This window comes from Micrococcaceae bacterium Sec5.7, from assembly GCA_039636785.1.
Taxonomy (GTDB): domain Bacteria; phylum Actinomycetota; class Actinomycetes; order Actinomycetales; family Micrococcaceae; genus Arthrobacter.
Genome location: CP144169.1, coordinates 4046913 through 4070204, shown reverse-complemented (window position 1 = coordinate 4070204; position 23292 = coordinate 4046913). Strand labels below are relative to the sequence as shown.

General features: G+C 64.8%; 19 protein-coding genes and 3 pseudogenes. 12 read left to right on the top strand and 10 right to left on the bottom strand.

Going from position 1 to position 23292, the window contains the following annotated elements:
* Window positions 1–174 precede the first annotated feature (174 nt).
* The 7 genes and pseudogenes from V3C33_19445 (at window position 175) to V3C33_19415 (ending at window position 3910) form a co-directional block, all read left to right on the top strand.
* Window positions 175–417: a hypothetical protein gene (locus tag V3C33_19445; protein ID XAS67562.1), complete on the top strand. Its 243-nt coding sequence runs from the start codon at window positions 175–177 to the stop codon at window positions 415–417.
* A gap of 313 nt (window positions 418–730) precedes the next feature.
* Entirely contained in the window at window positions 731–1378 is a 648-nt protein-coding gene (locus V3C33_19440; protein XAS67561.1) for a LysE family translocator, read from the top strand.
* A 168-nt stretch (window positions 1379–1546) separates the two neighbouring features.
* Window positions 1547–2128: pseudogene (locus tag V3C33_19435) on the top strand (recombinase family protein).
* Window positions 2129–2467: 339 nt separating this feature from the next.
* Window positions 2468–2917, top strand: coding sequence for an SRPBCC domain-containing protein (locus tag V3C33_19430; protein ID XAS67560.1), 450 nt, complete (start codon window positions 2468–2470; stop codon window positions 2915–2917).
* Window positions 2918–2919: 2 nt separating this feature from the next.
* Window positions 2920–3306 carry a metalloregulator ArsR/SmtB family transcription factor gene (locus V3C33_19425; GenBank protein XAS67559.1) on the top strand — a complete coding sequence of 129 codons (387 nt, stop codon included), beginning with the start codon at window positions 2920–2922 and terminating at the stop codon, window positions 3304–3306.
* 5 nt (window positions 3307–3311) lie between these two features.
* On the top strand, window positions 3312–3761 hold the full coding sequence (locus tag V3C33_19420) for an SRPBCC domain-containing protein (GenBank protein XAS67558.1): 450 nt from the start codon (window positions 3312–3314) through the stop codon (window positions 3759–3761).
* 20 nt (window positions 3762–3781) lie between these two features.
* Entirely contained in the window at window positions 3782–3910 is a 129-nt protein-coding gene (locus tag V3C33_19415; GenBank protein XAS67557.1) for a hypothetical protein, read from the top strand.
* Window positions 3911–4058: 148 nt separating this feature from the next.
* On the opposite strand, the pseudogene V3C33_19410 reads toward V3C33_19415, so the two are convergent.
* A pseudogene (locus tag V3C33_19410) lies at window positions 4059–5361 on the bottom strand (IS1380 family transposase).
* A 184-nt stretch (window positions 5362–5545) separates the two neighbouring features.
* Window positions 5546–7246, bottom strand: coding sequence for a group II intron reverse transcriptase/maturase (gene ltrA / locus V3C33_19405; GenBank protein ID XAS67556.1), 1701 nt, complete (start codon window positions 7244–7246; stop codon window positions 5546–5548).
* A gap of 1264 nt (window positions 7247–8510) precedes the next feature.
* On the opposite strand from ltrA, the gene V3C33_19400 reads away from it, so the two are divergent.
* Window positions 8511–9566, top strand: coding sequence for a DNA polymerase IV (locus tag V3C33_19400; GenBank protein ID XAS69801.1), 1056 nt, complete (start codon window positions 8511–8513; stop codon window positions 9564–9566).
* A 762-nt stretch (window positions 9567–10328) separates the two neighbouring features.
* Here the strand turns inward: V3C33_19400 and V3C33_19395 are convergent.
* Both V3C33_19395 and V3C33_19390 read right to left on the bottom strand, forming a co-directional pair.
* Window positions 10329–10826, bottom strand: coding sequence for a hypothetical protein (locus V3C33_19395; GenBank protein ID XAS67555.1), 498 nt, complete (start codon window positions 10824–10826; stop codon window positions 10329–10331).
* The gene (locus V3C33_19390) at window positions 10823–11263 is read right to left on the bottom strand and encodes a hypothetical protein (GenBank protein ID XAS67554.1); all 441 of its coding nucleotides are present in this window, start codon (window positions 11261–11263) and stop codon (window positions 10823–10825) included. Before V3C33_19390 ends, V3C33_19395 begins: the two co-directional genes overlap by 4 nt.
* A gap of 128 nt (window positions 11264–11391) precedes the next feature.
* On the opposite strand from V3C33_19390, the gene V3C33_19385 reads away from it, so the two are divergent.
* Window positions 11392–12402 (top strand): bile acid:sodium symporter family protein, encoded by a 1011-nt coding sequence (locus tag V3C33_19385; protein XAS67553.1) that lies wholly within the window; start codon window positions 11392–11394, stop codon window positions 12400–12402.
* A 68-nt stretch (window positions 12403–12470) separates the two neighbouring features.
* On the opposite strand, the gene V3C33_19380 is transcribed toward V3C33_19385, so the two are convergent.
* A complete protein-coding gene (locus V3C33_19380) occupies window positions 12471–13532 on the bottom strand; it encodes a LacI family DNA-binding transcriptional regulator (GenBank protein XAS67552.1) in 1062 nt (353 codons plus the stop codon).
* Between the two features lie 265 nt (window positions 13533–13797).
* Between V3C33_19380 and V3C33_19375 the strand changes: the two genes are divergently transcribed.
* Window positions 13798–15723: a DUF3472 domain-containing protein gene (locus V3C33_19375; protein ID XAS67551.1), complete on the top strand. Its 1926-nt coding sequence runs from the start codon at window positions 13798–13800 to the stop codon at window positions 15721–15723.
* Window positions 15724–15823: 100 nt separating this feature from the next.
* Here V3C33_19375 and V3C33_19370 read toward each other — a convergent pair.
* The 4 genes and pseudogenes from V3C33_19370 to V3C33_19355 all read right to left on the bottom strand — a co-directional run bounded on the left by V3C33_19370 (window position 15824) and on the right by V3C33_19355 (window position 21229).
* Window positions 15824–17394, bottom strand: a pseudogene (locus tag V3C33_19370) (biotin carboxylase N-terminal domain-containing protein).
* Between the two features lie 7 nt (window positions 17395–17401).
* Window positions 17402–19057: a 5-oxoprolinase/urea amidolyase family protein gene (locus tag V3C33_19365; protein XAS67550.1), complete on the bottom strand. Its 1656-nt coding sequence runs from the start codon at window positions 19055–19057 to the stop codon at window positions 17402–17404.
* A 17-nt stretch (window positions 19058–19074) separates the two neighbouring features.
* On the bottom strand, window positions 19075–20409 hold the full coding sequence (locus tag V3C33_19360) for an MFS transporter (protein XAS67549.1): 1335 nt from the start codon (window positions 20407–20409) through the stop codon (window positions 19075–19077).
* A gap of 61 nt (window positions 20410–20470) precedes the next feature.
* Window positions 20471–21229 (bottom strand): 5-oxoprolinase subunit PxpA, encoded by a 759-nt coding sequence (locus tag V3C33_19355; protein XAS67548.1) that lies wholly within the window; start codon window positions 21227–21229, stop codon window positions 20471–20473.
* Between the two features lie 397 nt (window positions 21230–21626).
* On the opposite strand from V3C33_19355, the gene V3C33_19350 reads away from it, so the two are divergent.
* The gene (locus tag V3C33_19350; GenBank protein XAS67547.1) at window positions 21627–21962 is read left to right on the top strand and encodes a hypothetical protein; all 336 of its coding nucleotides are present in this window, start codon (window positions 21627–21629) and stop codon (window positions 21960–21962) included.
* Between the two features lie 24 nt (window positions 21963–21986).
* On the opposite strand, the gene V3C33_19345 is transcribed toward V3C33_19350, so the two are convergent.
* Entirely contained in the window at window positions 21987–22736 is a 750-nt protein-coding gene (locus V3C33_19345; GenBank protein ID XAS67546.1) for a LysR family transcriptional regulator substrate-binding protein, read from the bottom strand.
* Between the two features lie 102 nt (window positions 22737–22838).
* On the opposite strand from V3C33_19345, the gene V3C33_19340 reads away from it, so the two are divergent.
* Complete coding sequence (locus tag V3C33_19340; protein XAS67545.1) at window positions 22839–23243, top strand: DUF5997 family protein; 405 nt, start codon at window positions 22839–22841, stop codon at window positions 23241–23243.
* The last annotated feature ends 49 nt before the right edge of the window (window positions 23244–23292 follow it).

Here is a 23292-nt window from a genome sequence, read left to right as displayed (position 1 = left end):
CTCCTGAAAACCTTGGAGACCAACTGGAATCCGGGAGGACGTCCACCCAAATTGGGTCACTCAGCTGAGGTATCGGCTTCGCCGTCACGCAGTTCGGAAAGCGTGAAACTATTAGCGCTGGCGGGTGGAAGAAGCAAAAACGACGGAAGACGGGGCGGGCATGGTCTTGGCGCCGTGACGTTCATGGTCGCCGGCCGCGGGCCAGGGGTGAAGGGCGACGCGTACTTCGATAACGAGGGCAAGGACATGCTGCCTGCATTGTTCCTCGCTGCCGCCCTGGGGGAAAAGCCGATCAGCGTCGTTTACGACAGGATCAACCAAGGCAAACCGACCGAACCCGGCCGCCTCCTGTGCGAGAAGGAGAAAGGCATGACACTAGAGGGACCGTCTGGTGGCTGTGCGCGGGAAACCGCGTAGGGGACCGAGGGGAGCCGAAGGAAGGAGGGGCGGATTCCACACACCGCCCCTCCCCCGGAACCAACGCTTCGCCCCTCACCCGAGGCCGCATGAACGACTGCAAGCACCGCGAGGAGCGGTTTCACCGCTGCCAATAATCCTGGGTTCTCGGGAGCTGCAAGTCGCACCAGCGCCCGCAAGCCGATCGCCCACCGGACACGCTGATGTCGCCCGTTGGGGACCGTGGTCAGCGCTGATCCGTGCCACACTCTTGAGTTGAGAGACTGCGCATCGAGGAAGATGCCCGCTTAAGCCATCGCACAAAGGAACCATCTTGATCTCGCTTGCCGCTGCCTCGGGTATGGCCCTTGTTGAGCTGGGGATGGCACTCACGCCTGGGCCCAACATGGTCTACCTGGTCTCCCGCAGTATTAGCCAGGGGTGGCGGGCCGGAATGATGTCTCTGGCAGGCACCGCAGTCGGGTTCGTTGTTTACATGACGATGGCAAACGTTGGCCTTGCGGCGGTGTTCATCGTGGTTCCCTGGCTCTACACCGGACTCAAGGTGGCCGGTGCGGGCTACTTGCTCTGGCTGGCTTACAAGTCCCTCCGGCCGGGCGGTATGTCTCTGTTTGAGACCTTAGACCTTCCCCTCGATTCCGCCAGCAAGCTTTTTCGGATGGGGCTAGTGACGAACCTGCTGAATCCGAAGGCAGCAATCATGTACCTGGCGCTGATTCCTCAGTTTGTTGATCGAGAGGCTGGCAACGTCGTCACCCAGGGGTTCCAGCTGGGAGCCATTCAAATTACGGTGGCGATGGCAGTAAATGGGGCAATCATCCTCGCGGCGGGGTCGGTCGCGGTGTTCCTTCAGCGCAAGCCCAAGTGGATGCGCTGGCAGCGGTGGATCGCGGGGACCCTTCTTGGCGCGGTGGGTGTGAAGCTGGCATTTGATGCGCCAGCCCCGGCGGTGTCCGGCTAGCCCCCGAGGCGTCTCGTCGACCCGGCGACCGCTGCGGCGGCAATGCTCTAATTTACGCGGAATGGTGTGGGTTCGTCCGCGGCCGGCGATTCCCGTAACTATGTCTCGCAACCTTCTGGTTGAATTTGTGTACCCCACTGTTGGTTATGAGACACATCGGGGCAGCCCATGACGAAGCTGATCGGTTATGCACGCGTTTCGACGCGGCAGCAGTCCACCGACCGGCAGCAGGCGGATCTTCTGGCCCCGGCGTCCGACGCGATGACCTCTACGTTGATCACGGTGTATCCGGGGCGCGAGCCTCACGACCCCAGTTCGATCGAGCACTCGCCGCGCTGATCGACGGAGACACCCTCGTCATCACGACGCTGGATCGGCTCGGGCGATCCACCCAGAACATGCTCGGCTTCGCTGACGAACTCCGCGGTCGAGGCGCGGGCCTGCGCGTCTTGAACCTCGGCGGTGGCGACGTCGACACCGTAACACCCATGGGGTCGATGCTGTTCACGATCATGGCCGCTCTCGCGCAAATGGAACACGAGATCAAACGCGAACGCGTCACCGACTCCATCAGCAAACGCAGAGAAGCCGGAAAGGACCTTGGCGGCCGACCCCGCCGGGTCCCCCGACAGTCAGATTCGAAGCGCTGTCCGCCTGGTCGAAGGCGGTGAACCCGCTGCACAGGTTGCCCGCGATCTCGGAATGTCCCGAGCAACGTTTTATAGACGGTCCCGAGCACTCAAGGACTAGCCGCGTCGCATCCTCCCTGAAGGCGACACCAAGCGATCACAGAACGCCGCCAAAGAGCGATCAAATCCACAAATCTCTTTAACGAGCCGATTTATTTGTAGCGGAAACGGTCAATTCTGGCAGCTCGCGAGTGGATTGAGATTTCTACAACTTCGCCTTACACCGACGAGGAGGTGGTCGCACCCGGGATGGCGCCCTCGGGAAGCAAATGCACCTTTGGGTGAACGCGAGACAAAGTCATCTCGCCCCTCTTGACAACCCGCGACCCTTCTGATGTATTTAACCTATCAGTTCACAACCCCTAAGTTGAATACACATCCCACGATCCCTAGGAGCAAAATGAGCGACATCGAAACCCCCCACGAGCTGGTCCTCGTCAACCACTATGACGCCTCGGCGGAGGAGGTTTGGGAGGCGTGGACCGAGCCCGAGAAGTTCGCCCAGTGGTGGGCAGCGCCGGAGTGGACCGTAAGCGACGTCGTCATGGCAGTCGAGCCTCGTGGTCTCTTCCGGGAGACCCAGACATCGCCCGATGGTGCGATGGTCGTGCCGTTCCGCGGCTTCTACCAGGAGGTCGAGAAGCCCAGCAAGCTCGTCTTCACCCTCACCGACAACGAGACCCCTGACGAGGAGGCCCGCACCGTCCTGACGGTGTTGCTGCGCGACGTCGATGGTGGAACCGAGCAGGAATTCCACCAGACCGGAGTCGTCACCGACGAACACTTCGAGGCCCTGAAGGCGGGCACGCAGATGTTCTTCGGTCGCCTCGGGGAATTCCTTTCGCGTTAACTATGGTCGCCCCCGACTCGCTGAGTCGCACGTTCGGTGCACTTGCAGACCCGACCAGACGGGCAATCCTTGCGCGCCTGGCCTTAGGCCCGGCGAGCGTTGGCCAATTGGCCGAGCCGTTCGACATGAGTCTCGCCGCAGTCTCTAAACACCTGCGTGTCCTCGAGCACGCAGGGCTCGTCGCACGTGGCCGCGACGCGCAATTCCGGCCCCGAACCCTCGATGCCCGACCGCTGGCTCAAGTGTCCGGATGGATCGAGGACTACCGGAAATTCTGGACCCAAAGCTTCGACGCCCTCGACGGCTTCCTGTCCACGCTCACCACCCCAGACGGGGCCGACAACCCATCACCTGACGATCCGACCAGCACTACCGACGAGAAGGAGTAACACCTGTGACAGGCATCACCCCCGCCGGAATCGAAATCGACCGCGATTTCACCGCCCCACCCTCCGCCGTCTTCGCGGCTTGGACCAACGCGGAGCACTTCGCGAAATGGTTCGGGGGCGGTCAGGTCGACGTTCCCGCTGACCGCCTCGACTACAACCCGGTCGTCGGAGGTTCCTGGTCCGCCACGATGGTCCTGCCCGACGGCAACACCATCGCGTGGGCCGGCGACTTCCTCGAAATCACCCCAGTCGAACGCCTGGTTCTGACCATGACGGACAACCCGTCGTCAGCACAGCGCGCGGAAGTCGTTGTCGAGCTGTCGCCGACGCCCACCGGTACCCACATGCGCATGACGCAAGAGACCCCCGGCTTCACGACCGAGATGCGCCAGGGCACCCTCGCCGGTTGGCAGACGTTCATGGACGTCCTCACGACCATCGCCGAAGCCGCCTGAGCAAGGGAAAACGGAGCCAAATGGGAAAGCTCATCGTCACCGAGTTCCTCACTGCCGATGGTTGCGTCGACGACCCCGGCCAGTGGACACCGGACTACTTCGACGACCAGGTCCAGCAGATCAAGAACGAGGAATACTTCGCCGCCTAAGCCTTGATCCACCGATCCGCTGTTGGTCCTGATTGATTTTCGGGTCGGCAGCGGATTCTGGTTTCGGGCATGGCGGGTCGTCGGCCTCGCTGCCTTTCGGTGTTCCGCTGGTGGTTCTGGTTGCGCCGTTTGGCTGGGTTGACGGGGGTCAGGCTGGTTGCGGCGGCGGGTAGAGGTGGTCGAACAGTCTCTGGCATGGTGTTTGCCAGGGCCACGCTTCGGGCAGATGAAGACGAATGCGTCGGGCGCTGGTGGCGATGCGGGCCGGGACATTGGATGAGTTTGCGGCGGATCGTGCCCGTCCGGGCCTTGCCGAAGTTCCCGGCCGCGAGAATCCCGGCGGTGCGGGTGAGGTTGTAGGCCATGACCGCGGCGACCAGCCAGGCCGAGTTCGCGGCGAAAGCACCGGAGGGCATGTGGGCCAGGGCGCTGTCTTTCAGGTCCGCATTGACCTGCTCAATGATGGCGTGTTTCCGGTGGGTTTTGTCCGCCGTGACGGTGTCCAGGGCCGCGGCGTCCACGGTGGTGAAGAACGCGTGGTGCCGGTGGGTAGCGAAGAGGGCTTCCTGCCCGTCGGCGGTTTTCGGGTTCAGTTCCGGGATGCGCCGCACGATCAGGCGGCCGGTGATCTGCTCGGCTTTTTTGCGGGAGGTGAATGCCGTGAACACGGTTTCGGCGACCTCGGCCCGGGACACCCACGTGTTGTTTTCCTCGTCGAAGACCGCGTCGGTGTATTCGATGGTTGTCCATGCCGTTTCCGGGATCCCGGTGATGGCGCGTTTCACGGCCGGGTCCATCCGTACGGTCACGGACACCTGCGCCCCGCCGGCCAGCGCCGCGGCCACCGAATCATGGCCGTAGAACGCCGAATCAGCCCTCACCAGTACCTGCCCGCCGGCGCCTGTTCGCTTCAACGTCGAGAGCGCGTCGGTGATCAGGCGTTTGGCGCCGCGGGCGGAGTTTGCCGCGCCCTTGCGCAGCCGCTGGGCCAGGATCACCGGGGCACTGTCCTTCGTCGAGGCGGTGGCCAGCAGCGCGTTCAGTCCGCGGACACCGGAGTATCCGTAGCCGTGAACCTCGATGATCGTGTCATCGACGTCCACGAACACGAAGTCAGAGGCGGTGGGTGATCCCAGCAGCGGGGCCCGACCGGCCAGGTTTCCCAGGAACCGGGAGGCGACGGCGTCGAGCTGGCGGACGTGCCCGAAGGTGAAGGAGCGCAGGAACGAGCCCAGGGTCGAGGGCGCATAGCAGGCCTTGAAAAGCCTGCCCATGCCGCCGTGGCGCAGTATGGCCATGTCATCGATGGAATCGGCTCCCGCGACCATCCCGGCAATCAGAGAAGTCACTTTCAGTCCGGCGTTGGCGCCCTTGTCGGTCGGGACACTGAGCCACGTCTGTGCCAGCTCACCGAGTCCGGCATCGCGGGCCAGTCCCATGACAGGGACCAGCCCACCCGCGGACACGAGATTCGGCTCGTCGAATGAAGCTGACAGGGACAAACCAGTATGAGAAAGTTGGTCGGGTAGCCCGAGCTCATTACTGAGCCCGGGCCCCCTCAGAACCGGACATGCGACTTTCACCGCATCCGGCTCAAGCAAGTCCCTATGGGCGTCATTTCTACTGGTCCTGCCATCATTGTTCGGTTTTCCGAACTTGGCAGCTGGAGTGGATGAGGTGGTGCACGGATTGACCGCCGTCATTGACTGGGCCACCCATTGTCAGGGCGTTCTTGTCTATTGCCCTGTTGATGGTTTTGGCCCATTGTTCCCACTCACGCGGGTTTTGCGGGCCATGGTCGGCGGCAAGTAAGAGACCGCTGCAGGCGGAACAACGTCCGTGCTGACGAATCAGCAAGGACGCGGTGAGTCCACCTGTCAGCGAATGCATCTTGCGTTGCCTTCCGGCCCAGTACAGGGCAAGGGAGGGATCGTCCACAGACGATGTGCCCCTGACCATGTTGTGACGGACGATCTTTGTCCAAGCGAACTGGCGCACATAGCGGCCGCTTTCGCGGTCGCCGAACACCCACTTGTCGCTTCTGGACGGGTTGAACGTACCGAAATACTTGTCAACAACCCAGTGTCTCGACTTGTTCGGATGGGCTCGCAACGCCCACCCATAGAGATGCCGCCAGAGGTGGTGATCCACCGCTGAGAACACCTCCTTTGATACCCCGCACCGGTAGTAGGCAGACCAACCTCGAATGATCGGGTTGAGCCGCCAAATTACCGCCTCGGCGTTGGCTCCTCGCAAGGAGTACACCTCAGCGGCAATCCGTTCCCGGATCCGCTTCACCGCAGCCGCGCTGGGTTTGATCAGCAGCTTCCCGCCGCCGTAGCGGCGGATATTGAACCCCAGAAAATCGAAGCCTTGCTCCACGTGGACGATATGCGTCTTTTCCTCGTTGAACGCAAGGCCCCTCGGGGCCAACCACTGTCCCAGCCGGTGCCAAGCCCGTTCGGCCTGTTCTCTGGTGTGACACATGACGACAAAGTCGTCAGCGTAGCGCACCAGCACCGGTGTGTCCGCCCTGGTGTGCGCCCCATTTGGGGCACACCGCAGATAGCGGACACCGGCAGCTTCCTCCATCCCATGTAGCGCAATGTTCAACAGCATCGGGCTGATCACGCCGCCCTGAGGAGTTCCCTCCTTGGTCGGTGCGAACCGGCCACTCTCGACCACGCCAGCCGCCAACCACTGTGCGATCATTTCCCTTGCAGGAAACGTCCCAAGTTGGATCAGTAGCCGGTCATGGTCAATACGGTCGAATGCCGCCGACAGATCCGCATCGAGAACCCACTGGCGCTTGGACGTCCGTCCCTTAAGCGTCACGTAGATCGCCTCGATCGCATCATGACAGCCGCGTCCGGGCCGAAACCCATACGAACGCGGTTCGAACCGTGCCTCCCACTCAGGCTCCAGCGCATTGGCAACACGGGCTTGTTGCACCCGGTCGCGCAGCACCGGAATTCCCAACGGCCGCTGTTTCCCACCCGCCTTAGGGATGTATACACGCTTGACCGGGCGGGCCTGCCAAGGGAGCGTGTCCCGGTGGAGATCCACCGCCAACGCCGCCCTGTCCGGCGAGGTCAATGCAACCTCACCATCGATACCCGCGGTCTTGCGGCCAGCGTTGCGCTGCGTCACCCGCCGCACGCTGTGAAGCGTGTTCGATCGGCTACGCAGCATCAACTTCTGCAGGTTGCGAACCTTCTTGAGGTTCCCATCCTGCGACGCCTTGAAGATTCTTCGTCGTAAACACCGTACGTCGTCCTCGACCGAACGCCACGTAACCGTGTCCCAGTCCAGGCCGTCGTCTTGCGGTCCGTTCACCTCTGGGGCGCCTAACTTGTCCGCATGTACCGATGCTGCCAACGTTCCTTCTCCAAAGACTCACCCGGCCCACGTCAGCAACCCTTACGGGTCCGGGCAAAGCCCGGTATCCGGCCAGTTATGCGACCCCACCACCGAAAGGGAGGCGGCACACAGGTTCGGTTTCCTGTTGCCTTTCGGCCACCGGCATTTGCTTCTTGAGCCATCCTGTTCCCGACGGACAACATCAGCGTTCCTTACGGTCGGCCTACCGGACCACAGGCCCGGACCCCGTCGGGGTTTCCACGTTCCACATGCGCAAGACACAACCGGTCAGGGTGCCGCTTCTACCCCGGGGCGGTGGTGTTCACACGATCGGTCAAATGCCCCCGACCGCCACCTGCTGCTTTCCAGCAGCCAGCCCTGCACCCCGGCACCACATCCATCTATCCGAGGCTCATCTTGACGAGGTGTCAACAGCGATTCACTCACGTTCACCCATCCGGTCTTCCCCTCACCTGCGGCTCTTGGATGGAACAACAACCGCTTCGGCTTTTCCCCGAGCTTCACACCCCGCCGTTACCAGCAACGCATGTCAAGGAGGGGACAGGCATCGAACACACGCCCGAGATCACGTCATCGACAACATCGCCGATCCTTCCTTCCAACGCGTCCACTTACTGCATGCGACTTCGTGTCGCACCATCTACGAGATGCCTCTCTTTTCGGTCAAAAGGTGTTCTAGACAAACCCTATTTTCCTTGAAAAGACAGGCATTCTCGGTTTAAACCGCCGATAACTCACCGATCGGCGTCGGTGGATCAAGGCTAAGCGGATGATCCCGTTCCACCACTATCCAGACCCCGATTCTGACTGAATGGGGCACCGGACGTCCAACCCTGTTTTGGATCGGGCCGGCGAGCCAGTCCGCCAACCAGCCGCAACTGCTCGCCCGACCGTTTCGGCAGACATTGCCAGGCTGACTCATCCACACCCGATCCGGACGCGGCCAACGGGCCTTGCGGTGGCATTCGACGCTGACCTGCACTCACGCGCTTGGGCGCAGATAACCTACGGATGTCGTTTGGCACGGACGCAGTCAGTGTCACCCGGTAGTTTGTCCAAGGAAACTAGTCAGTGTTCGTCCGTAAGGGGAACCCTGAGCGGTACGATTTTGGCCCCGGCAAGGTCAGGAGGCCGCAGGCTCCGCGGCCAAGCTCGGTGGAGAGCCGATGCTTGCCAGGGATGTTTAGGGCAGACTGGTGGCGTGAGCGGAATCCGGTGGGTGCTGCACGTCGATCTCGACCAGTTCATCGCGGCGGTCGAAGTGCTCCGGCGGCCGGAGCTTGCGGGCAAGCCGATCATTGTCGGCGGTCGGGGCGACCCCACGGAACGAGCTGTGGTGTCGACCGCATCCTACGAAGCCAGGGCGTTCGGCGTGGGTTCCGGAATGCCCTTACGCATTGCGGCCCGGAAAGCGCCCGACGCTGTGATCCTGCCCGTCGATCAGGAGGCTTACCTCGCGGCGTCTGAAACGGTGATGGCTACCCTGCGCGCGCAGCCCGGCGCCACCGTGCAGGTGCTGGGTTGGGATGAAGCCTTTGTAGGCACTGAGACAGAGAATCCGGAAGCCTACGCCCGGCAGGTGCAGGCCGCTGTCCTGGAGCGAACGCAGCTGCATTGCAGCGTGGGCATCGGCGACACCCTGGTCCGAGCCAAGGTCGCCACCGGTTTCGGCAAGCCGGCCGGCGTCTTCCGTCTCACTTCCGGGAACTGGCTCGACGTCATGGGCAGTCGGTCCACCAGGGACCTGTGGGGCGTCGGAACCAAAGTGTCGGGCCGGCTGGCCAAACTCGGCATCAACACAGTCGCCGAGCTCGCCGGAACCGACCCCCAAGACCTGGTCCCGGAGTTCGGCCACAAGATGGGTCCTTGGTACGCGGAGCTCGGACGCGGGGACGGCGCCAGCGTTGTGGACGACACCCCATGGGTTGCCCGCGGGCATAGCCGGGAGACCACCTTCCAGCGCGACCTGACCGAGCCTGCCCAGGTGGACGACGCCGTGAGGGAAGTGACAGCGCGTGTCCTTGAGGATGTTGTGGCCGAAGGACGGCCCGTGGTTGGGCTGACCCTCAAGGTTCGGTACGCGCCGTTCTTCACCAAGACCCACGCGAGGAAGATTCCCGAGACACTCGACCGGAACGAAATCCTCGCACGGGCCTTGGACCTCGCAGCCGGAATCGAAGCGGGCCGTCCGATCCGACTCCTGGGCCTGCGGGCCGAAATGGCAATGCCCGACGATGCCCGAAAGGGACATACGCCAACGCGCGGCGGTTGGTGACGCCGTCGCTGCCTTCCTTACCAGCGCGGATGAATCGCTTCGCGGAAGTGACGGTCGTAGATGTCCAGTGCGCCGGTGGCAAGCCCGGTGCCGACGTCGTACATCCCTCCTGCCGCAGCGTTTGCCCTAGCCTGCGCCGCGGAACGGCACCGGGGACAACCGTGGTGACGCCGTCGGGCACCAGGCCGCTGAACTCCTGGGCGACGGGAGTCCCCGGACGACAGCATCGCCGCATACGCGCGGCGGCTGGTCGAAAATCCGAACGAAGCCGAAGGCAGCACTGCCGAAACGATGGAGCCAGAGCCGCTCTTCGAGGGCGAGGACATCCGCGACGAACCGGGCGGGTACGACCTCGAGATCGATCTGGGCGACGAGAACGCCCCGAGCGGTCAGCCAACCTCTACCGGGACGGTTTTCGGTCTAGTCCATGAATCGCCCGCAACGAAGAACCTACCGGATTCTCGCAGTTCGTGGTTCAGTTCAATCATGCCGTTTGAATCATCAAAATGACCGGCTGGCCTCCTATCGGAGCAAGTCCTGAGGTGAAGCGCAGACCCCGTCGCCTCATTTACTGGAGCAAGCTTCCGAAGATAATCGTGCCAGTCTTTGCTCTGCTTCTGGCGGGGTGCGCTGCGTCGCCGTCGGATTCGTTCCGTCGTTCCTCCAGCGGCGACGGCTCCTGGAACGTCGGCGCAAGTCATGCCAGATATGACACGCTAAGTCCCTGCGATAAAGACCCCAGCGTCGAAAGAGCAGTTGTTTCTAATGACCTGCCGGCCTCGCAGCTTGGGATGAGACTCTTGCCAGGTTCGACGGAAAAAGACGCGGTACGTATTGCCGAATGCCTTGCCCGGACTCTCGCCAGTGGAGAGATATGGATTTTCTTCGCCCAGTTAAGTTCAACCCGTCCCCGGGGCGCGGGGCCAGATCCGGGGTGGGAAGCTTCAGGTCCTCGGCCGTCTTCACGTCGGCGAAAGTGTGGAACATCTTGAGCAGTTCCGGGACATTCTGAAACTTCGCGAAGCGGCTCTTGAGTTTAAACCGGTCCCCGCCGGCAACCGAAAGCTCCATTTCCTCGACCACCTGCCCGAACGTGGCCGCCCAGGTGTTGAAGTCCTCGATGCCGGCGCTCTTCAACAGGTCCGGGCGCAGGTAGCGCTGCATGACGTACATCTCGGTGACGGAATTGGCGATGGGAGTCGCCGTGGCACCGGTGATGACCCTGGGGCCCTCGCGTTCGCGCAGGAACTCGACCTTCATGTGAAGGTCCGTGGCCCGTTGTGAGCCCTGGATGGAGGCGCCGGGGATGTTGCTCGGGGTCTCCAGGTTCTTGTAGTCGTGCAGCTCGTCCACGACCAGGTAGTCGATGCCGGTTTCCTCGAAGCTGATGCCCGGATCCGCGGGGGTGTCGAGCTTGGCTTTGAGGCGTTCTTCCTGGGAGAGACGAGCTTTTCGAGCCGTTTGACCATGCCGGAGTTGGCTTTGCCGTTCTCGTGGCCGGTCTCTTTGGCGGCTTCGAGTTCGGCACGGAGCTGGGCGGCCTCGGCGCTCATGTAGGCAGACACAGCCTCCGGGCTGAGACTGACGCGCTGGAAGGCCGTGCGGGTCATGATCACGGCATCCCACTCGTTCGCGGCCGCCCTGGCGACGAACTGGCGGCGCTTGTCCCCGGCAAGATCGGCTGAGGATGCGGCCAATACCCGGGCCTGGGGGTAGATCTCCAGGAACGTTGGCTGCCCAAGCGTGGTTGGATAAAGCTGACTTATTTGTCTGACATGTGGTCACGAACTGACCGCATGGCGAACTTTGATGTCAGCATAAATGAATGCTCGAGGCAACCAAATCCCCCAAAACAACACCGGGCCGCGCTGACGCCGCCACAGGACCACTGAACCCGGCGCTGGCTGCGGAAGCGAAAATCGCCCGCGTCGCCGTCACTGTTTTCCCGATTCTGGTGGTGCTGGCGGGAGTTGCCGGCTTCCTTGTGCCGGGCGCATTCAAGCCGATGGGGCCCAGCGTCCCGTATCTGCTCGGCATCATCATGTTCTGCATGGGGCTGACCCTCACCCCGCCGGACTTCGCATCCGTGGTGAAGCGGCCCGGGGCCGTTGTGCTGGGGATCGTGGCGCACTACGTGATCATGCCGGGCGCCGGCTGGCTCATTGCCGTGGCGCTCCATCTCCCGCCGGAACTTGCCGTGGGCGTCATCCTGGTGGGCTGCGCACCGTCCGGTACGGCCTCGAATGTGATGGCGTTCCTGGCCAAAGGAGACGTGGCATTGTCCGTGGCTGTGGCATCCGTTTCCACCCTCATCGCGCCGATCGTCACACCGCTGCTGGTCCTGTTCCTGGCGGGATCCTTCCTGAACATCGACGCCGGCGCCATGGTGCTGGATATCGTCAAGACAGTGCTCCTGCCGGTGATCGCCGGGCTGCTGGCGCGGCTGTTCCTCAAGAAGCTGGTCGCCAGGGTGCTTCCGGCGCTGCCGTGGGCATCCGCCGTCGTGATTTCCCTGATTGTGGCGATCGTGGTGGCCGGAAGTGCCAGCAAGATTGTTACCGCCGGAGGCATTGTGTTCCTCGCCGTGGTGCTGCACAACGGCTTTGGCCTGGGCCTCGGGTACCTTGCCGGCAAGCTGGGCAGGCTCGATGACAAGGCACGGCGGGCGCTTGCCTTCGAGGTCGGCATGCAGAACTCGGGTCTGGCCGCCACGCTGGCCACCGCGCACTTCAGCCCGCTGGCCGCGCTGCCGTCAGCCGTATTCTCGCTGTGGCACAACGTCTCCGGCGCCATTGTGGCTGCCTGGCTGGCCAGGCGCCCGCTCCGCAATGCCTGAGGGAAACCTGCCGCCGGCGGCGGGCCCGCCGCGCGGCGCCTGAAGCGCAAACGCCGATAATACGACGCCTAAAGTACGCCGCTGGTGACGTTTTCGGCATCCGGAACCGGCGAGGTGTCGCCGTCGGGCTGGACGGTGGTGCCGCGGAGCAACAGCTTCCACGGTGCCGGGACGCGCACGCCTTCCGGCGGTGTTTTGCCGTCCAGCCGATCAACAAGCATGGTGACAACCTGCTCGAAAATCGGATCCGGGCCGACCGTCGAGAGTGCGGGATCGGCTTCCTGGCCTTCGGTGGAGTTGCCCACGCCCACAATCTGGACGTCCTCGGGAACCCGGAGTCCCAGGCGGTACGCGGCGCGGATGGCCTGCAGCGCCTCCATGTCGTCCGTGGCGAAAATGGCGGTGGGCCGCTGAGGCAACCGCAGGAGTTCCAGCGCCGCCTTGTACGCAAGGTCCCGGCGGTGGTGGGAGGTGCGGACCAGCGTTTCGTCCACCGGGATCCCCGCGCGCTCGAGCCCGGCCACATAGCGGCGGTAGCGGGACAGGGGGCGGTCAGCCAGTTCGGTGCGCCGGACACAGGCGATCCGGGTGTGCCCGGCCGTCAGGAAGTCCATGCCGTCCTCGATTCCGCCCTGGGGTTCCGGCGCCAGCACATCAAAACCTGCAGGCTGCATGGTTTCGGAGATCACCACCTGGGCCACGCCTCGCCGGGCGAGTTCGGTCATTGTCTCGTCCTCGAGCTTGGCCTCGGGGATGAAACCCAGGATCACGCCGTCCGCACCACCGGACAACATAAACTGCCGCCACGCCTGGCCAAGAAGAATGACGGGCTGGTAGCCGTGCTCGGGCAGGATCCGGGCCGCAGCCGTTGCCAGTGCGCGGTCCCAGGGCCATTCCAGATCGCCGATTGCCACGGCAACCAGGTCAGTCCTGCCGCGGCGCATCCCGCGTGCAGCCTGGTTGGGCACGTATCCCAGTTCCCTGACAGCAGCGAGCACCCGCTCCTGCGTGGGCTGGCTGATCCGCGTGGTTCCGCCGTGCCTGCCGGAAAGCACGTAGGACACCGTTGTCAGGGATACGGCCGCCTTCTCCGCAACGTCGCGGATGGTGGGCTTGGATCCACGCCTCACAGCTAGCTCCTGTCTGCCCCGCCTCCCGAGGGGCAGGGCTGGGATGTTTGCCGATTTTGCTTGAACTCTATCGGGAATCGCGCCCCGGTCGGCGGACCGGCGCCCGGATTTCAGCGCTTCCGGCGCTTGGCGGCGGATCGCAATGCCATGCCAACAGGGTGACACATCCCCCCACACCGTGCGAGTATGGTCCAAGTCACATTGATGCAACGTTGCATCAAGTGGGCTCTGAACGTCGACGGCAGCACCCAGGAAAAGGAATCCCATGGCAATGAACAGACGAATGCGCGGATGGCTGGCCCTCTCGACAGCCACCGCACTCACCTCCGCCGCACTGGCTGGCGCCACCGCAGTGGCCGCCTCTGCGGACCCCGGCACCTTCAAGAAGGACTCCGGCGGTGCAGTGGCCTCCGCCTTTAACAACGTGGGAATCACGGATTCCGCCACCCGGTCCAAGGGCCAGCTCGATGCGGCAGGCAGCTCCTTCAGCTCGGCCAGCCTGACCGCTGCGGGGTACGAACCCGGCGCCGGCGTCACTGCCGCAGGCATCGGTTTCGTCCTTCCGGACACAGCACCCGGCGAGCCTGACAACATCGCACCCAGTGCGGAGCCCACCAGCATCAAGCTCCGCGGCCAGGGCAACGCCATTGCGTTCCTCGCCACCACCACCAGCGGCAACCGCCCGTTCAACGTCACTGTGACCTACAAGGACAAGACCCGGCTCCGGACCTTTGCCCTGACCAACACCTGGACCACGGCCACCCCGGATCCGCTGGAGCTGGTCCATGATGCTTTCCGGATCCCGGGCCGCAACACCCCTGCCGCCGCGGACGTGAACACGGACAAGAAGTACGGCATGTTTGTCAGTGGAATCAACATCGATCCGGCCAAGGAGGTCAAGGAAATCGAGGTCAGCGGCAACGGCCTTGCTCATATTTTCGACACAAAAATCGTCACCGTGGCAGAACCGTTCAACGTGGACTCCCGGGGCGGCCGCACCCCGCAGCCCAACAGCTGCGATCCCCTCATCCAGGGCCAGGGCATCTGCGACGCCCAGGCTGCCGGGATCTTCGAAAAGGGCGATCCCTCCGCGCACCTGAGGTACACCACGCAGAACGGTGTGCTCCCAGCGGACGCCAACGCGTTCTATAACGAGATCACCCCGCTCAGCAGCACGCCCGCCAGCTATTTCATGACCAACGGCTTCACCGGCGGCTACTTCGGCATCCAGGAGCTGGAGGACAGTTCCAAGATCGCCATCTTCTCCATTTTCGGGCCGAACAAGGGCCAGGTTCCGGATGACAAGCTCTCCTCCAAGGTCCTGTACACCATCCCCGGCGGCAACCTGGTGATCCACGGTGAGTACGCCGGCGGCCCCAGCATCCGCATCCCGTTCGACTGGCAGCTGGGCAAGAACTACGCCACCATGATCACCGAACAAACGGACAAGTCGGACGGCCACGCCAAGATCGTCACCGCCTGGATCAACCTGAAGCCCACCGACCAGGCACCCGAGTGGACCCGCCTGATGACCGTCCGGACCGAGCGCCCGGCCACGCAGACCAACCTCAGCGGCCTGTACTCCTTCATCGAGGACTTCAAGCGGGACAACCTCTTCACCGGGGGCCGCGCCCGCACCGCCTCTTACGGCAACGCGTACACCTACTCACCCGCCAAGGACTCGTGGGTTCCGCTGAACAAGGTCTCCTTCACCGGACAGATGTCCAGGCTCTTCTCCATCCAGAACGACGCCTTCCCTGCCGCGGGCCAGCCGTGCAAGGTGACCGAAACCGTCACCGGCAGCAGTATCCCCTTCGCCGACGCACGCTCCAACGTGAACTCCATCTGGAACACCGCGTCCAGGTCCTGCCAGGATCCGGGTCTTGGGGCACCTGTCGCGGCCGCCAGGAAGGGCGCTCCGCTCTACGTCCAGGAAACCGTCGCCAGCATCACGGCTGCTGTCAGCGGCACAACGCTCACCGTCAACGGCTCCCCCTACGCCAACGACGAACCGCTCCTGGTCACCGTTGACGGCGCCTCCGTGGCCACCACCGCAACGGCCACCGACGACGGAAAACTTACCAACACGGCCATCAGCCTGGCCGCACCACTGCCCTCCGGCGCCCACAAGGTAACCGTGACGGGCAAAAGCAGCGGACTGAGCGGCACTGCCAGGCTCACCGTTCCGTAGTCACCGTTCCGTAGCGGCTGGCACTCAGGAGCACGACGACGGCGGCCCGGTTACCCCACAAGGGATGCCGGACCGCCGTCGTGCTTTGCCTGAGGACCCGTTATTCGATGTGGGCCAGAACCGAGCCCGCGGTGACCGCTCCGCCCGGCCCCAGGAAGATCGCGGAAAGCGTCCCTCCGCGATGCGCCGAAACCTGGGTCTCCATCTTCATGGCCTCGAGCACGACAACCGGATCTCCGGCAGCGACGTCCGTACCCGGCTCGACCAGCCACTTCACCACAGTTCCGGTCATCGAGGACACAAGGTCGGTGCCGTCGGATGAAGACCCCCCGGTGGCGCCCAGCGCCGCTTCGTCCGGGAGTCCGACGTCGGCCGCCCCCGGGAGCGGCTGGCCGGACCTGGCCCAGCCGTCCAGCAGATCGGCGGGCAGCCCCACGGCGAGCCGCCGGCCGTCAACTTCCACGGTGATGGTGCGCCGTTCACCCGAAGGGCTCGTGGGGCGGTAGTCCGGATCAGCGGCAATCTCGTCGGCGAAATCGGTTTCGATCCACCGCGTGTGGATTCCCAGGCCGGCCTCAGACGTGAAATCAGGGGCTTCAACGACAGCCCGGTGGAACGGAAGAACCGTGGCCAGGCCGGTGATGTTGATTTCGGCCAGTGCCCGGCGGGACCGGCGCAATGCCCTCGCGCAACAGGGTCCCCCTGCACCCTGAGCGGCTCACCTGCGGCGATGCTGAACTGCTCCTGGACGAGGTCGATGCCCGTGGTTTCCTCGGTGATGGGATGCTCCACCTGAAGGCGGGTGTTGACCTCAAGGAAAGCGACTGCGCCGTCTGCCGAGACCAGGAACTCCACCGTCCCCGCACCTGAGTAGCCCGCTTCCCGGCAAATGGCCTTGGCGGCGTTGTAGATCTGCTTCTGCTGATCAGCGCTCAGGAAGGGCGCGGGCGCTTCTTCGACGAGTTTCTGGTGACGGCGCTGGAGTGAGGAGTCGCGTGTGCCCACAACCACGACGTTCCCGTGCCTGTCGGCCAGCACCTGGGCCTCCACATGGCGGGGCCTGTCCAGGTAGCGCTCCACGAAGCACTCACCGCGGCCGAAGGCCACCACGGCCTCGCGGACGGCGGAATCGAACGCTTCCTCGATCTCCTCAAACTCGCGCACCACCTTAAGCCCGCGGCCACCGCCGCCAAAGGCAGCCTTGATGGCGATAGGCAGGCCATGCTGTTCGGCGAAGTCACGCGCCTCCGCAGCCGTGGCCACGGGGCCGTCGCTTCCGGCCACGAGCGGGGCACCGGCGCGCACAGCGATCCCGCGCGCCGTGATCTTGTTTCCGAGAAGGCGGATGGCCTCCGGGGACGGGCCGATCCACACGAGTCCGGCGTCCAGGACCGCCTGGGCGAAATCAGCGTTTTCCGACAGGAATCCATAGCCGGGGTACACGGCATCCGCGCCGGACTGCGCGGCGATGTGCAGGATCTTTTCGATGTTCAGGTAGGTGTCCGCCGGGGTGTTCCCGCCCAGGCTGTACGCTTCGCCGGCGGCGGACACGTGCATGGCATCGGCGTCGATGTCGGCGTAGACGGCCACCGAGCCAAGCTGGGCGTCGTCGCAGGCACGGGCGATGCGGACCGCGATTTCACCGCGGTTGGCGATCAGGACCTTGCGCATCAGTTGCTCACTTTTCTGTGGGAAGTTGTGCCGGGACAAAAGCAGGGGTGACGCGGAAGCGGATGCTCCCGCCGATGGGGACCTGCGCGGCCCGGTCCAGGTGCTCGTCCGTGACGACGCCGATCACCGGGTAACCGCCGGTGATCGGGTGGTCGGCGAGGAAGAGGACCGGGAGGCCTGCCGGCGGAATCTGGATGGCTCCGGCCACGGTGCCTTCGCTGGCAAGCTCGCCGTCGCGGCTGCGCCGGAGTGGTTCCCCCTGCAGCCGCATGCCGACGCGGTTTGATTGCGGAGTGACCGTCCAGGACTGGCTGCAGAGGGCGGCCAGTCCGGCGTCGTCGAACCAGTCGGCGCGGGGGCCGGGAACGATATCCAGCACGGTGGCGCCCAGCCCGGGGAACTCAGGCTGGAGCTCGGGGTTGCCCACGACCCCGGAATCCGTAGCCCTGCCCGCCGGAAGCACCTGACCCCGCGCGAGCGGGGACGGACCAATGCCGGACATTGTGTCCGTGGAGCGGCTGCCGAGGGCGGCGGGAACGTCCGCCCCGCCCCGGATGGCCACGTAACTGCGGAAGCCGCTGTCCGGCGTGCCGATACTCAGCACTTCACCGTCGAGCAGGGCGAACGGAGCCGCCATCGGAACGGTGCGCTCGGCGCCGGGCTCGCCGTCGGGCTGTCCGTCGAGGCCGGGGCCCGACGGCGACTGGATAGTCAGCGTTGCCGGCGCTCCGGCAACGGCCAGCACCTGGTCGCCGATCGCCTCAACCGTGAGCCCGCCGTTGACGGTCTCAATTGCGGCAGCCGCTGAGCTGTTGCCCACCAGTCGGTTGGCCCGCCGGAGGGAAGAACGGTCCAGCGCGCCCGCCGAGGAAACGCCGAGGGCGGCATGACCGTGCCGGCCCAGGTCTTCGATGAGGCTCTGGATGCCGGGGGCCAGGACCCGGAGCCCGGAGGTGGTTGCCTGGGCGGGCGCGGCAGTGGACTCAGACGTACCCGGAGCCACAGTGACAACATCCCGGACGGCCCGGAACCGCACCTTGTTGCCGGGGCCGGCCAGCGCGGGCTGTGGCCGGTGGAGGTCCCACATGCGGGCACCGGTGCGGCCGATCAGCTGCCAGCCGCCGGGTGAGCTGCGGGGATAAACGGCCGAATAGTTGCCGGCCAGCGCCACCGAACCGGCAGGCACCGCGGTGCGGGGCGAGGTCCGGCGGGGAACCTCGAGCAGCCGGTTTTCTCCCACCATGTACCCGAAGCCCGGGGCGAAGCCGGCAAACGCCACCGTCCAGATCTGACCGGTGTGGGCGGCGATGACGCCGTCGGCGCCGAGGCCGGTGAGCTGCGCAACTTCGGCGAGGTCCTCGCCGTCGTACACGGTGTCAATGACCACCAGGCTGCCGGCGGCATCCGCCCGTGGGCTGAGGTCCAGTTCCAGCAGGCGGGCGCCGATGGCGCGGGCCGCTGCCGGTGAGTCCGCCTTCACCATCACCGTTTCGGCTGCCGCCAGGACGTCCACCTGGCCGGGCAGCGGGGTCTCGAAGAGCATCGACTGCAGGGCAAGGACATCCTGCAGTCCGGAGAGTTCGGCGAGCACCGCGCGCGTCCCCACCGGCCGCACGGAACAGACCTTGTGCGAGGTGGGGGCTTCCCTGTCCATGTCCGTCATCCGGTGTGCCACGCCGTTCAGGCGCGGGTCTCCTGCAGCAGCCGCTCTTCCTCGTCGGTGTGCGGATTCCGGCCGAGGGCCAGGCCTATCACGGTCACCACGGAGGCCACCAGGAGGTACGCCGCGATCAGGAACCAGCCGCCGGAGGCAGCGTAGAGGGCGGTGAAGATCAGCGGTGCCACGGCGCCGCCGATCACGCCGGCCAAGGTGTAGGCCAGCGAGCTGCCGGCATAGCGCAGCCGTGCCGGGAACTGCTCGGTGATGTAGGCGGCCTGTGGCCCGTACATGAAGGCGTGGAAGGCGAGGCCGATCACAACGCCCACGATGAGCATCAGCACCGACTTGCCCTGGACCATCAGGAAGAACAGCGGGATGTAGGCAGCAGTGCCCACCGCGGCGATGCCGTACACCAGGCGCCGGTTGAAACGGTCCGTGAGGGCACCGGCCACGGGCATCAGCACCAGCTGGAACGCCGAACCGATGAGGATGGCACTCAGCACGTTGCCGGTGGTCATGCCCAGTTCCTTGGTGGCGTAGACGGCCACAAACACGGTGAAGAGGGCGTACAGGACGTCGGGGCAGACGCGGGAGAGGGCGGCGGCCACAAGGGCGCGGGGTTCCTTGGTGAACACCTCTTTGATGGGGGCCTTCGGCGCCTCACCGTGGGCCTTGATGGCCTTGAAGACCGGGGTTTCCTCCAGCTTGAGCCGGATGATCAGGCCGAAGACCACCAGCAATGCGGAGGCGAGGAAGGCCACGCGCCAGCCCCAGGAGAGGAATGCTTCATTGCTGAGGGTTGCTGCGAGCACCGCCAGGACGCCGTTGGCCATCAGGTTGCCGGCCGGCGGCCCGATCTGCGCCGCTGAGGACCAGAAGCCGCGCTTGTTCGGATCACCGAATTCGCTGGACAGCAGCACCGCGCCGCCCCACTCGCCACCGACGCCGATGCCCTGCGCCAGGCGCAGCAGCACCAGGATGATGGGGGCCGCTACGCCGATCACAGAGTAGGCAGGGAGAGCACCGATGAGCACGGTGGCCACACCGATCAGCAGCAGCGTGATGACCAGGACCTGCTTGCGGCCGATCTTGTCGCCAAGCCGGCCGAACACCACGCCGCCGATGGGCCGCGCAAGGTATCCCACCGCAAAGGCGGAGAAGGACAGCAGGAGCCCTACGAACTCATCGTTGCCCGGGAAGAAGACCTTGGGGAACACCAGGGCGGACGCCACGGAATAGATGGCGAAGTCATAGTACTCAAGCGACGTTCCGGTGAGGCTGGCGATGTATGCCTTGAGGGCGCCGGCCGGCAGCTTCCTTGCCGGGGACGGTGTTGCCTGGTCGCTGGTGGTCATGTTTTCCTCCGGGAGTGAGGCGGTGCGTGTTGTTGCGGAATGCCGGGAATCGGCGTGGGGATCAGACGAAGGCGCCAAGGGTGACTCCGGCGTCGTTGAGGGCGGACTTCACGGCGGTGGCCATGGCGACAGCCCCCGGTGAGTCACCATGCACGCAGATGCTTTCTGCGCGGATATTCAGGATGGAACCATCGATCGTCCGGACGGACTGTTCGGTGGCCATCCGCAGGACGTGTTCTGCCACGAGGGCGGGGTCTTCGAGGACGGCTCCCGGCAGTGACCGCGAAACGAGTGTGCCGTCCGTGTTGTAGGCCCGGTCCGCGAAGGCTTCGGGAACGGCCCGCAGCCCTGCGGCTTCCGCGAGCCGCAGCACCTCCGAGCCCGGGAGCCCCAGAATCGGGAGTCCCGGATCCACCGCTTTCACGGCGTCGACGACGGCCCGCGCCTGGGCGGTGTGCCTGACGATCGCGTTGTAGAGCCCGCCATGAGGTTTGACGTACTGCACGCGTGCCCCCTCTGCCGCCGCGAGCGCCTGCAGCGCACCGATCTGGTAGAGGACGTCGTCCGCCAGCTCGCGGGGATCGACATCCAGGAAGCGGCGTCCGAAGCCGGCAAGATCCCGGTAGCCCACGTGCGCACCGATGACGACGCCGGCACCTACGGCATTGCGGCAGGTGGTTCGGATGACCGTGGGGTCGCCGGCGTGAAACCCGCAGGCAACGTTGGCGCTCGTCACGGAGCGGAACATCGCCGTGTCATCGCCCAGGGTCCAGCGTCCGAACGATTCCCCAACATCGCTGTTCAGATCGATGCTTGCCATACTGTGATCCTCGTCTCATTGAAGTGCTTCTTCAAGGATGCACCGAAAACTCAGATTGTTCAACAATCCTTCAATCCAACGATGTGAGGATTGTGTAAATTCTGCAGCATGGCCGGTTCAGATGCAGGAGTCCGCAATGCCTCCCGCGGAGCTGCGATGCGCGGAGAAAATGGTGCCGTGCGGGGCGCGCCAGCCCGCCTGGGGTCGCCATGCCTTCAGTGGCAGGCAGGTGGCCGATGAGCTGCGGTTTCAGCTCGCGAAGGGAAGTATTGGCCGGCAGGAACGCCGTGGGGCTGGCCCGCTACGCCGGGGTCCGGATTGGGTTTGGAACGGACCTCATGGGCGAGCCGGAGGATGAGCAGCGTGCGGGGGACTCCGGGCTTGCTAGGGTGAAATCATGAAACGACACCTCGCCGCCCTGTCCGCTGTCCCGCTCCTGGTGGTGCTGGCCGGCTGCGGCCAGGTCCAGGAGGCTGCGGGAAATGCCGCCAGTGACGCGGCTTCCAAGGTTGCCACCGCTGCCGCCGACCAGGTCAAGGGCCGGGTCTGCGCCCTCGTGGAAGACGGACTGGTCAGCGTCAAGGACAAGGAACTGCTCGGCGGCCTCGTTTCCGGAGCACAGACGGCAGGGGTTCCCTCGGACATCACCACGCCGCTGCGGCAGATCGCGGAAGCCGGAGACCAGGTTCCGGCCGGGTCCGTCACAGCCCTGAAAGACGCCTGCGCGGCGTAGCGGCCTGGCGCTAACCTCTTTAACCTAGCGTTTGCCCTTTTTCCTTGAGCCCTTGCCGCGGCCCTTGTCCGGGTTGGGTGCGTAGCGCTGGGACACCTTAGCCTTCTTGACGCCCGTCCCCCGACGGTCCGGCTTGGGTTCCTTTTTGGGTTTTTCCTGCTGCGCCGACGGCTGCCGGGAGCTCTGCGCGGTGCGGCCGCGGACAATCCCGATGAACTCCTCGATCACGTCATCCGTGGAATCCACGGGCCAGGCAAGAGCGATCTCCGTCACCGGGCCGCCCGTGAGACGCCGCGCCACGGTGTCCTTGGTGTTGAAGTGGCGGGCAACGGCCATGGGCAGGATCACCAGGCCGGCGCCGGACGCCACCATCTGAAGAGCCATTTCCGGCCCGCCGAGCTCGGCCACATCCAGGAACGTTTCCTTGGACAGGTCCTCGAGCGCCACTTCCTCGAACACCGCGATCTCGTGCCCCTTCGGCGCCACCACCACGGGCTGTTCCTCGTAGAGCGGGATGACGTTGAGGCCTTCGCGGTCCACGGGCAGCCGGACGAAACTCAGCTCAGCGGTACCGTCATGCAGCACGTCCAACTGGGCGGCGTCGTCGGACATGAACGAGCGCAAGGGAATGTCCAGCATGCGTTCTTCCCAGCGGCGGATCCATTTCCCGGGCGTCACGCCGGCAACGTACGCGAAGCGCAGCTCCCGGGCCGCTCCCGGCTCGGATGCGGCATTGGATTGGGGATTCGGCGTGGTTTCTTCTGCAGCGGACACACATTCACAGTACCGCCAGTGCTGGCGTACGGTGCCGCTGTGCTGTGCCTGTATGGTGACTGTGTGGTGCCCTGCGGGCGTCGGGCCGGATACCCTTGAAGCATGACCTCTGCAAACTCCCAGTCCATGAAGCCGGCCACCGTTGCCAAGAAGCTTGGCATCTACCTGCCCGCAACACCGCAGGAGTTCCAGGATTCAGTCATCTCGCGCGCCGATTTCGCCGAACTCCAGGCAAACCCGCCGGAGTGGCTGGCCGAGCTCCGCCGCAACGGCCCCCACCCGCGCCCCGTGGTTGCGCAGAAGCTGAACGTCTCCATCGGCGGCCTGGCCCGCGGCGGCGTTGAGGAAGCACTGACGACGGCGGAAATCACCGCACTTCTGCAGGCTCCCCCGGCGTGGCTGGTTTCCGAGCGCTCCACCCACGCCGCAGTGCGCACCGAAGCCCAGCGCGTCAAGGATGACGCCGCCAAGAAGGATGCCAAGAAGGCGCGCGCCGCGTCCGAGTAGTTTCTGGCCGGGGCACGCCCGCAATTCCTAGGCTTGTTCGCAGAACCGT

Bases quoted from the DNA above. Each gene is read 5' to 3' on its own strand.
- V3C33_19360 (XAS67549.1), bottom strand. From the start codon at position 20,409: ATGACCACCAGCGACCAGGCAACACCGTCCCCGGCAAGGAAGCTGCCG.
- V3C33_19375 (XAS67551.1), top strand. From the start codon at position 13,798: ATGGCAATGAACAGACGAATGCGCGGATGGCTGGCCCTCTCGACAGCC.
- V3C33_19350 (XAS67547.1), top strand. From the start codon at position 21,627: ATGAAACGACACCTCGCCGCCCTGTCCGCTGTCCCGCTCCTGGTGGTG.
- V3C33_19340 (XAS67545.1), top strand. From the start codon at position 22,839: ATGACCTCTGCAAACTCCCAGTCCATGAAGCCGGCCACCGTTGCCAAG.
- V3C33_19395 (XAS67555.1), bottom strand. From the start codon at position 10,826: ATGAAGGTCGAGTTCCTGCGCGAACGCGAGGGCCCCAGGGTCATCACC.
- V3C33_19365 (XAS67550.1), bottom strand. From the start codon at position 19,057: ATGACGGACATGGACAGGGAAGCCCCCACCTCGCACAAGGTCTGTTCC.
- V3C33_19430 (XAS67560.1), top strand. From the start codon at position 2,468: ATGAGCGACATCGAAACCCCCCACGAGCTGGTCCTCGTCAACCACTAT.
- V3C33_19425 (XAS67559.1), top strand. From the start codon at position 2,920: ATGGTCGCCCCCGACTCGCTGAGTCGCACGTTCGGTGCACTTGCAGAC.
- V3C33_19415 (XAS67557.1), top strand. From the start codon at position 3,782: ATGGGAAAGCTCATCGTCACCGAGTTCCTCACTGCCGATGGTTGCGTC.
- V3C33_19385 (XAS67553.1), top strand. From the start codon at position 11,392: ATGCTCGAGGCAACCAAATCCCCCAAAACAACACCGGGCCGCGCTGAC.
- V3C33_19355 (XAS67548.1), bottom strand. From the start codon at position 21,229: ATGGCAAGCATCGATCTGAACAGCGATGTTGGGGAATCGTTCGGACGC.